The sequence below is a fragment of the Pseudoalteromonas sp. 2CM36K genome (genome assembly GCF_023161865.1).
In the GTDB taxonomy this organism is placed as follows: Bacteria; Pseudomonadota; Gammaproteobacteria; order Enterobacterales; family Alteromonadaceae; genus Pseudoalteromonas; species Pseudoalteromonas tetraodonis.
In genome coordinates, this window is sequence record NZ_JALNTK010000042.1 from 1 (window position 1) to 9,506 (window position 9,506).

Below are 9,506 nucleotides of genomic sequence, written 5' to 3' on the forward strand. Positions count from 1 at the left end.
TCGGGGTTCGGGGTTCGGGGTTCGGGGTTCGGGGTTCGGGGTTCGGGGTTCGGGGTTCGGGGTTCGGGGTTCGGCAGTAGGATAAAACATAGCACCTAATATAAACATACTTTTATATTGTAAGTGAGAATTTACCTCCCGCATGTTTAGGCTCTAGGTTAAAGGTTAAAGATTAAAGGTTTTAAGCCCATCCCCCATTCCCCGCTGCTCGCAGCCCGCCAGCTGCCAAGCTAAACACATTGCTTGACTTAATCTCTACCTAACACCTAACCCCTGCTCTTTAACTTAAACCACCAAATAAAGTCATTAAAGCAATTAACACTAAGTAAAAAAGTACATTTCGCTTAACCAGTTTGATCATACAGGTGGCTTCAAAGGTGCAACCATAGTAGCGCTCTTCAACTTGTTCAGCCGCTAGCGCCGTATAAGTAACCACCTTGCGATTAGGGCTTGAAAAGTCAAACACGTAATGCAGCCAACAGCTAGTCCCTTTATTAAAGTTACCAATCACTAAATAGCCAAAACTGGTAATACGCGCTGGGAGCCAATCAAGCCAAAATAGTAAACGGTGGATAAGTTTAAAATGCTTAGCAATAGCTTCATCGCGGTTGTCACTGACTAAGTCGGCAAAGGTACGTACTAATGCATAAAAAACAGCACCAGCAACGCCCAATACCACAAACCAAAATATAACCGCGCAATAAAACCTGAAATTAACCCAAGCTAGCGTTTGCCCTAAGGTTTCGCCGCCTTGTTGCTCCTCTGTGCGTTTTTGCCCTAATTGCAAAGCATACAAAGACGCAGCGGTTTGATCCCCTCGGGTCAGTGCATTTAAATACGATTTATATAAAGCGCGTTGCTTAGCACAACCAAAACAAACGAGTAACACCGCCACATTAAAAACAAGTTGCCAAAGTACAAAGTCAGATAAAAAATACACACACCCAACAGCAATCACAGGCAGTAATAACCAAATTAAAAACCCCGTAGCCGTGCCAAATAACCCTTTATTGGTCAATAAATTAACAGAGCGAGTTAAGTAGCCATTAGCGTAATAACTCATTTGCCAATGCGCAGAGCGAGCACCTAAACGCTCAAGTATCAGTGCTATTATTATTGAAACCAAAATCATGTTGTTACTCGCTTAATTTAGTTATTCAATTAGGTTAAAAAACTCACGCCAGTTAAAACTCGCTCCAGGGTCGGTTTTTCGCCCAGGGGCTATATCGCAATGCCCAACTATATTACTGGCTGTTATTTTTGGGTAGCGCTGCATAATAGCCTGCGCCAATGCAGCTAAACTTTGATATTGCGCATCGGTATAATCAGTTGTATCTGTGCCCTCAAGCTCTATACCTATACTAAAATCATTACAATTTTGTTGCCCAGCAAAGCACGAGCGCCCCGCATGCCATGCACGTTTTTCAAAAGGCACATACTGTATAACTTCGCCGCAGCGCTTAATAAAACAATGCGCTGACACCTTAAGCCCCTCTAGGTCACTAAAGCTAGGGTGCGCATTGCAATCAATACACCCCATAAATAAATCATCAACGTACGGAGTGTTAAACTGCCCTGCAGGCAATGAAATATTATGAATAACCAACAGCGAAATATCGCACTGAGCAGGTCGCTCGTCAAAATGGCTACACGCCCGCTGGCTAATATTATTTATAACGCCTAAAGAATCTATTTTCATACTATTTGATTTAAATTTATATGCCCAATGTCAAATGCTCTTTGAGTAAAATGGTAGGGATTGGTGTCAAGCCCATTGCCCGTTGCCCGTTGCCGTTGCCCGTTGCCCGTTGCCCGTTGCCCGTTGCCCGTTGCCGTTGCCCGTTGCCCGTTGCCCGTTGCCGAAAAAATTAAAACACTATTGTAAATATATCCAACACAGTGTTTACTCAAAATAGCAGCTTGAGATACATTTATTATCTAGCGCTCAGGTTAATCAACCAAAATTGATGTATATCAAGATGCTAATAGATTTAAGCCCATAAAGATAGCGTAATACTAAACGATACAATATGATTAAAGTGTTAATTATTAGTTTAGTTGTTAGCCGCTTCTATTTAGTAATTAAACAGAGTAAAATTTAGTTAATTAATTATCTATTATGAGCTTTTTCATGTCTATTTCGCATACCCTAATTAGCCAACTTGTTACCTTAGCGCTTAATGAAGACCTAAATTATCAAAGCGCTGAACAAGGCGATATTACCGCACAGCTTATTCCGCAAGCAGAGCAAGCCAATGCGAAAGTGATCACCCGTGAAGACTGCATCTTTTGTGGTAAAGACCTAATCATTGAAGTGTTCAAACAAGTCGACCCAAGTGTGGTTGTAAAAATATGCGTGAACGACGGCGACTTTGTTAGTGCCAATAGCACGCTGTTTACTGCCTCTGGGTCTGCTCGCGCTATTTTAACAGCCGAGCGCACCGCACTTAATTTTGTACAAACGCTTTCAGGCACAGCCACCACCACCGCGCATTATGTAAAAGAGCTAAGTGGCACTAATACACAACTACTCGATACCCGTAAAACTATTCCAGGGCTTAGAGCGCTGCAAAAGTATGCAGTTAAATGCGGCGGCGGTGCAAACCACCGAATTGGTTTATTTGATGCGTTTTTAATTAAAGAAAACCACATAGCGGCCTGTGGAGGAATTAATAACGCGGTTACTCAAGCTAAGCTAAATCATGCCGATAAACCTATAGAGGTTGAAGTTGAATCGTTTGATGAGCTAGAACAAGCCATTAACGCAGGCGCCGACATTATAATGTTAGATAATTTTAACCCCGAGCAAATACGCCAAGCAGTTAGCATTACAAATAAGCGCGCAAAACTTGAAGTGTCGGGCAATATGACCCTAGAAACACTCAAAGCCTACTCGCAAGCTGGGGTCGACTTTATTTCAAGCGGCGCGCTTACAAAAAATTTACAATCAATCGATTTATCGATGCGATTTGAGTAAATAATGCAAAAATATTTACTCTTTATTTGCGCTAATTGATTGACAGGTTTTAAAAAAGGGCATTAAATAATTCAAAAGGATTATTTGTAACAAGTTATTAAATTAATGCGTTTCTTATAAAGCTTTTATATACAAAAGCGCAATAAACAGTGTTAAACTCATTCATATTGACTAGTTTTAAATACTTAATTAGTTAAAAAAATGGAGAAGCATTTATAGGGACAGAGTAAAAATAAGCGATAGGGTTTATTTTTATAATTAGCTTGTAACTTACGCGGGTTATAACTAACTTTTAATAGATAAGTTTATGCTCAAGTAAGGGACGAGTAACGAATAACCGCCATACAGTGTGTGTTTAAACGGCCAATAATTTACCGCTTAAACACAGTACTAAATTTGGCAAAATGATTTTATTTTTGTAGTAATAGGTTAAGTGAACAACATAAGTTACAGTTTAAAAACTTATACCCGTTTGGCTTACCACAACATTATCCTTTAGGAGAGGAAACATGCAAACAATGACACAACAAAACCAAAAGGGTTTCACCCTAATTGAATTAATGATTGTAGTAGCAATCATCGGTATTCTTGCTGCAATCGCTCTTCCACAGTATCAAGATTATACAGCTAAGGCACAAGTTACAGCATGTTTAGCTGAACTTTCACCTGGTAAAACTGCTTTTGAAATTAAAATGAATGAAGGTTCACCAATTACTAAAAGCAATATTGGTGTGAATAACAAGGCTTGTACTGATATTAACGTAACAGCAAAAGCTGATGGCTCAGGTACAATTTTTAGTAAGGTTAATGGCGGCGCTGCGGTTAATGATAAAACGGTAACACTATCTCGCTCAACTGCTGGTACTTGGACTTGTTCAACTGATGCTGAAGAAAACCATAGACCTTCAAATTGTAATGCTGCTGGTGGTGGTGAAGCTGGTGGTGGTGAAGCTGGTGGTGGTGAAGCTGGTGGTGGTGAAGCTGGTGGTGATAATTAATAACTGCACAACAAAGTAATATACAAGATTAAAGCGCTCTTTTTGGGCGCTTTTTTATTCTCAGTAAATTATACTTTTATAAATAAAGCTTAATCCAACCTTTAGTCGGAAAATCCTTATGGCAAATAAACAAGAAAACAAAGGCCTTGATACCTTTCAATGGGTAGGTGTTAGCGCTCGTGGCAAGAAGCTTGAGGGTGAACTTACGGGATCTAGTATTGCTTTAGTTAAAGCCCAACTACGCAAACAAGGCATTACCCCATCAAAGGTAAAACGTAAAGCCAAGCCGCTGTTTGGTTTGCAAAGTGTGCAAAAAATTACGCCAAAAGACATTGCTTTAGTTACTCGGCAAATAGCTACTATGCTGATGGCGGGTGTACCACTGATTCAATCAATTGAAATGATAGGCTCAGGCTCCACCAATAAAAGCGTAACTAAGTTAATGAGTACTATTGGCGATGAAGTAAGAGCTGGTCAGCCCTTATCAACCGCGCTGAGGAAACACCCCCGTTACTTTGATGATTTATATTGCGACTTGGTGGCCTCGGGCGAGCAATCTGGCGCGTTGGATAAAATATTTGATCGCGTTGCCCTTTATAAAGAAAAGTCAGAAGCGCTTAAATCAAAAATTAAAAAGGCGATGTTTTATCCGATTTCGGTATTGGTAGTTGCCTTAATAGTGACATCTATTCTTTTGATTTTTGTAGTTCCTCAGTTTCAAGATATATTTAATGGCTTTGGTGCAGAGTTGCCTGCTTTTACCTTATTTGTAATCGCTATTTCTGAATTTATGCAAGCCAACTGGTGGATAGCCCTCATTGGCGTTGTGGCGTTTGGTTATATATTTAAAGAAGCCCATTTAAGAAGTTTAAAACTGCGGGACGCTACCGACCGCGCCATACTTAAGCTTCCGGTTGTCGGCATGATTTTAAATAAAGCGGCTGTTGCCCGTTATGCCCGTACTTTATCCACCACTTTTGCTGCCGGTGTACCGCTAGTCGATGCTTTGGATTCTGCAGCGGGTGCCTCAGGTAATGCAGTTTACCGTTATGCTATTTTAGAAATAAAAGCCGAGGTGAGTTCAGGTAATCAAATGAACTGGGCGATGCGCAACTCTAAAATATTCCCCGATATGGTGATACAAATGGTTGCCATTGGTGAAGAGTCAGGATCGCTTGATGGCATGCTGGCTAAAGTTGCCACCATCTACGAGCAAGAAGTAGATGACGCGGTAGATGGCCTATCTAGCTTACTAGAACCCTTAATAATGGCAGTGCTTGGTGTATTAGTTGGCGGATTAATTGTGGCCATGTACTTACCTATATTCCAACTAGGTTCAGTTATTTAGCTTCGAGCTTCGAGGTTCGAGCTTCGAGTTTCTAGGCCCGTTACCCGAAGCCCGTTGCCCGCAACTAAAGTGCGCGGCATAAAGCCCCGCCTTGAACAATTAAAACGCGGTGGTTCCCCGCAACTCGTAGCCCGAACCTTTAACCTTTAACCTTTAACCTTTAACCTTTAACCTTTAACCTAATCCTAACTTTGCACTTAAATAAAACCACTGTATTATCAACGCAGAATTTAGTTTTAGGTAAGATAAATGCATACTTTTTTTATTGATATCATCACCGCAATGCAAAGCCATTTATGGTTTTACTTAACCACGATTGGCCTAGTGAGTTTATGTATTGGTAGCTTTTTAAATGTGGTGATTTATCGCTTGCCGCTAATGATGCAAAAAGAATGGCAAACTGAATGCCGCTTATTATTAGCCGATGAACTAACCAGCCCAAAGGCGAAACAGACCACTGAACACACTACTAACACGTTTAACTTAGTTAAACCCAATTCATGCTGCCCAAAGTGCAAAGCAGCCATTAAGCCATGGCAAAATATTCCCATTATTAGTTGGTTAATTTTAAAAGGACAATGCGCGACCTGTAACAACCCAATATCAGTTCGTTACCCTCTCGTTGAAGCCATTACCGCTATTTTAAGTTTAGTGGTTGCCTACCGCTTTGGTGCTACAGATCAGGCCCTTTTATATATTTTTGTTACTTGGATTTTAGTCGCGCTCACCTTTATTGATATTGATCACATGCTACTGCCTGATCAGCTTACTTTACCGCTAGTATGGCTTGCGCTTATAGCCGCTGTAATGGGCGTAACAATAAGCCCGAGTGATGCAATAATCGGGGCCGCCTGCGGCTATTTAAGCCTGTGGAGTGTGTTTTGGCTATTTAAGCTATTAACTGGTAAAGAAGGCATGGGCTATGGCGACTTTAAGTTACTTGCGGTGTTTGGTGCTCTACTTGGCTGGCAGTCGCTATTAACCATTATTTTGCTCTCCAGCGTGGTTGGCGCTGTAATTGGCATTGCCCTGCTGAGCATTCAAGGTAAAGACAAAGCAACGCCTATTCCTTTTGGCCCTTACTTAGCAATAGCCGGTTGGATCACTATGCTATGGGGGTCGCAACTGCAAAACAGCTATTTTAATTTTATTGGCTACTAACTATGAGCAATACACAACATCATAAAAATAACTGGGTGCTAGGGCTAACCGGCGGGATTGGCTGCGGTAAAACTGCAGTTAGCGATATGTTGGCAGCACTAGGTATTACTATTGTGGATGCAGATATAGTGGCTCGCCAAGTGGTTGAACCCGGCACTGATGGCTTAAAAGCGATTATTGCGCATTTTGGCACTGACATACTCGATGAATATGGCGCTTTAAATCGTGGCGAGCTAAGAGCGCGTATTTTTAGTAACGCTGAGCAAAAAGCGTGGCTCAATGCCCTGCTGCACCCTTTAATACGCACTAAACTACTCACTGACTTAAAAAACGCGCAAAGCGACTACGTGGTGTTAGTTGCCCCACTATTATTTGAAAATGGGCTTGATGGCTACTGTCATCGTACTTTGCTAATAGATGCTCCCAAAGAGGTGCAAATTGCACGTACTACACAGCGCGACAATATAAGCACTGAACAAGCAAAACAAATTATTGACGCACAAATGTCTCGAGAGCATAAACAACAAAAAGCGGATGATATTTTAAATAATAACCGCGACCTAAGCGATGTAAAACAAGACTTACTTAAGCTACATAATTATTATTTACAGCAAGCAAAGTCTACAATATAGAGTGACTAACCCAATCACAGCGCAATAAACTGATATTTTTATCAGTAAATTATCTGCTGCATTGGTACGATTAATGTATTCCTTTCTTTTTTCTGATAAATTGCTGACAAATGAAGGATTAAATCAGGTGCGCAATGAATATTAACTCACCGTTATTAAGAAAATTTATTACCCTCGGCCGGATTGATACCGATACCATAAAAGCCAGGCAGCAAGACTTTGCCTCAACCGCAGAGCTTATCTCTAAATGTGGAAAAATAGACAGTAAAGATTTAGCGCAGCAATGCATTGATTTATTTAGAGTGCCTTTTTTTGGTTTAAAAGATTTTAATGTTGCACAAATTCCTGCCGAGCTAGTTAAAGAAAAGCTGATCCGCAAACACCACATTTTGCCTTTGGTACAAAAAGGCAGGAAAGTGTATATTGCCGCCTCAGATCCTACCGATTACGGCGCTTTTGAAAACTTTGAATTTAGCACGGGGTTATCGTGCGAAGTAGTTGTGGTTGACTACATCCAGCTCGATAACAAAATTGAGCAATTACTCGATGCCACTGGCAGCTTAGATTTAAGCGCCGATGAATTTAAAGAGTTTGCTGAACTCGATTCTGAGCAGCACAAAGAACACACCCCTAAAGACGATGACAAAGACGACGCCCCGATAATTGTCTACATTAATAAAATTTTAATGGATGCAATAAAAAAAGGCGCCTCAGATTTACACTTTGAACCTTATGAACACAAATATCGTATTCGCTTTCGCATAGATGGTATTTTGTACGAAGTTGCCAGCCCGCCAAAAACATTGGCCAGTAAGCTATCGGCGCGAATAAAAGTAATGTCGCGACTGGATATTGCAGAAAAGCGTAAACCACAAGATGGCCGTATTAAGCTTAAAATCACTGAGCGTAAAAGTATTGATTTTCGTGTTAGTACCATGCCCACTTTGTGGGGCGAAAAAATTGTAATGCGTATTCTTGATTCATCAAGTGCCATGCTAGGTATTGATGTATTAGGCTATGAACCCGAGCAGAAAAAACTATACCTCGATGCACTTGAGCAACCGCAAGGCATGATTTTGGTTACCGGGCCGACAGGCTCTGGTAAAACGGTATCACTTTATACGGGCTTAAATATACTCAATCAGCCGGAGCGGAATATTAGTACCGCTGAAGATCCGGTAGAAATTAACCTCGAAGGGGTTAACCAAGTACAAATAAATACTAAAGCCGATATGACCTTTGCTAATGCACTGCGGGCGTTTTTACGTCAAGATCCCGATGTGGTGATGGTGGGTGAAATACGTGATTTAGAAACTGCAGAAATATCAATTAAAGCGGCGCAAACCGGTCACTTGGTGCTCTCAACACTGCATACCAATTCAGCGCCAGAAACAATTACTCGTTTGTTAAATATGGGTGTACCCGCGTATAATGTGGCCAGTTCTATTAGTTTAATTATAGCTCAGCGTTTAGCCCGAAGATTATGCTCTAAATGTAAAACACCAGAGCAATTACCTCGCGAAGAGCTTATACGCCAAGGCTTTAGTGAACAACAAATTCAAGACATGGTTTTATACGCACCTAAAGGCTGTGAAAACTGTACCGATGGCTACAAAGGCCGTGTTGGTATTTACGAAGTAATGAAAATTACGCCTGAAATTGCCCAAATTATAATGCGCGGCGGTAACTCATTAGAAATTGCTGAGGTATCACTTAAAGCAGGATATAACAATTTACGTTTATCGGGTATTCGTAAAGCTGCAGAGGGTGTGACCTCACTTGCTGAGATTAATCGTGTCACTAGTTTTTAATTAGAAAGCTTAGCTGTTTATTATAAATTGGGTCGCAAAGCCTATATTAATGTGAGAGTAAATTATGCCAACAGTGGTTAACTGCCCAACCTGTAAAGCAAAAGTAGAATGGTCAGCACAAAGTCCGAATCGCCCTTTTTGTTCAAAACGTTGCCAACTTATTGATTTAGGTGAATGGTCGTTTGAAAATAATAAAATTTCAGCGCCGATTACATCTGCAGATGAGTTCAGCCAAGACATGATTGAAGATATTGAAGCAATGATGGCAAAAAACGAAGATGACTTTTTTAAGTGATTTTTAAAGGTTCGAGGTTCGAGGTTCGAGGTTCGAGGTTCGAGGTTCGAGGTTCGAGAAATTTAAAAACCTTGCTGTTAACATAGCAAGGTTTTTTTATACCTGTAGCAGCGGGTTCAACCCGCGTCAGTGTTAGGTTTTAGGTTTTAGCAACAGGCAACTCTGTGGAGCGCAAAGCGCCTCTACCCCTCTGTGGTTCAAAATATTTTGTAGATACCATCTCTCTTTATAGGCTTCAAGATCGTATTTAACTTTCTTGGAGCTTAAACGCTTCTTGATTTTTT

At 40.9% G+C, this 9,506-nt stretch carries 9 protein-coding genes; 7 read left to right on the forward strand and 2 right to left on the reverse strand.

Annotated features, from left to right (window positions below):
* Nucleotides 1–280: 280 nt before the first annotated feature.
* Together ampE and ampD are read right to left on the reverse strand one after the other, a co-directional pair.
* Nucleotides 281–1,132, reverse strand: coding sequence for a beta-lactamase regulator AmpE (gene ampE / locus MTN97_RS17645; RefSeq protein WP_248475011.1), 852 nt, complete (start codon nt 1,130–1,132; stop codon nt 281–283).
* 21 nt (nt 1,133–1,153) lie between these two features.
* Nucleotides 1,154–1,699, reverse strand: a complete 546-nt coding sequence (gene ampD, locus MTN97_RS17650; protein ID WP_248475012.1) for a 1,6-anhydro-N-acetylmuramyl-L-alanine amidase AmpD — start codon at nt 1,697–1,699, stop codon at nt 1,154–1,156.
* A gap of 432 nt (nt 1,700–2,131) precedes the next feature.
* Between ampD and nadC the strand changes: the two genes are divergently transcribed.
* The 7 genes from nadC (at nt 2,132) to yacG (ending at nt 9,222) form a co-directional block, all read left to right on the forward strand.
* Complete coding sequence (nadC, locus tag MTN97_RS17655; RefSeq protein WP_248475013.1) at nt 2,132–2,977, forward strand: carboxylating nicotinate-nucleotide diphosphorylase; 846 nt, start codon at nt 2,132–2,134, stop codon at nt 2,975–2,977.
* Between the two features lie 509 nt (nt 2,978–3,486).
* Complete coding sequence (locus MTN97_RS17660; protein WP_282447429.1) at nt 3,487–3,975, forward strand: pilin; 489 nt, start codon at nt 3,487–3,489, stop codon at nt 3,973–3,975.
* Nucleotides 3,976–4,093: 118 nt separating this feature from the next.
* The gene (locus tag MTN97_RS17665) at nt 4,094–5,323 is read left to right on the forward strand and encodes a type II secretion system F family protein (protein WP_248475014.1); all 1,230 of its coding nucleotides are present in this window, start codon (nt 4,094–4,096) and stop codon (nt 5,321–5,323) included.
* Nucleotides 5,324–5,572: 249 nt separating this feature from the next.
* The gene (locus MTN97_RS17670) at nt 5,573–6,484 is read left to right on the forward strand and encodes an A24 family peptidase (protein ID WP_248475015.1); all 912 of its coding nucleotides are present in this window, start codon (nt 5,573–5,575) and stop codon (nt 6,482–6,484) included.
* A 2-nt stretch (nt 6,485–6,486) separates the two neighbouring features.
* Complete coding sequence (gene coaE / locus MTN97_RS17675) at nt 6,487–7,116, forward strand: dephospho-CoA kinase (protein WP_248475016.1); 630 nt, start codon at nt 6,487–6,489, stop codon at nt 7,114–7,116.
* A 134-nt stretch (nt 7,117–7,250) separates the two neighbouring features.
* Nucleotides 7,251–8,927 (forward strand): type IV-A pilus assembly ATPase PilB, encoded by a 1,677-nt coding sequence (gene pilB / locus MTN97_RS17680; RefSeq protein WP_248475017.1) that lies wholly within the window; start codon nt 7,251–7,253, stop codon nt 8,925–8,927.
* A 64-nt stretch (nt 8,928–8,991) separates the two neighbouring features.
* The gene (yacG, locus tag MTN97_RS17685) at nt 8,992–9,222 is read left to right on the forward strand and encodes a DNA gyrase inhibitor YacG (protein ID WP_024601728.1); all 231 of its coding nucleotides are present in this window, start codon (nt 8,992–8,994) and stop codon (nt 9,220–9,222) included.
* The last annotated feature ends 284 nt before the right edge of the window (nt 9,223–9,506 follow it).